Source organism: Actinomyces sp. S6-Spd3, from assembly GCF_000758755.1.
GTDB lineage: Bacteria > Actinomycetota > Actinomycetes > Actinomycetales > Actinomycetaceae > Pauljensenia.
Window position 1 is genome coordinate 1 of record NZ_JRMV01000256.1, and the last position, 535, is coordinate 535.

At 55.9% G+C, this 535-nt stretch carries 1 protein-coding gene; it reads left to right on the forward strand.

What is annotated here, in order from left to right:
- Positions 1-535 (forward strand): peptidase dimerization domain-containing protein (locus tag HMPREF1627_RS02040; RefSeq protein WP_034500740.1); only part of this gene is annotated, 535 nt, incomplete at both ends.

Sequence of the window (535 nt, forward strand, 5' to 3'; positions counted from 1 at the left end):
CGTTTGAAAACTTCCTCACTAAGTACCACAAGCAGCTCGAAGCTGACTACATCATCGTTACCGATTCCGATAACTGGAAGCCAGGCAAGCCCGCATTGACTTCTTCGCTGCGCGGTGTAATCGATGCAACCGTAACGGTTCGTATGACCGATCACGCGATGCATTCGGGCATGTGGGGAGGTCCCGTCCTCGATTCCATTACCGCGGCATCGCACCTAATTTCCACATTCCATAATGACGCTGGCGAGGTTGCTATTGCCGGCCTTGGCGGTAGTAAGAGTGCGGATGTGGTGTACGACGAGGCGGAGTTTAGGGCTGAGGCCGGCCTGCTAGAGGGAGTTCGCATCGCCGGGTCTGGAGATCTTGCGTCGCGTATGTGGACACAGCCCGCAGTGTCGATCATTGGTCTCGATGCGACCTCGGTTGCACACTCGTCAAACACCATTTGGCCCGAGACTAAGTTCAAGGTTTCGGTACGCACTGTGCCAGGCACAGACGGTAGGGAAGCCATGGCGACACTTGAGCGCCACATCAT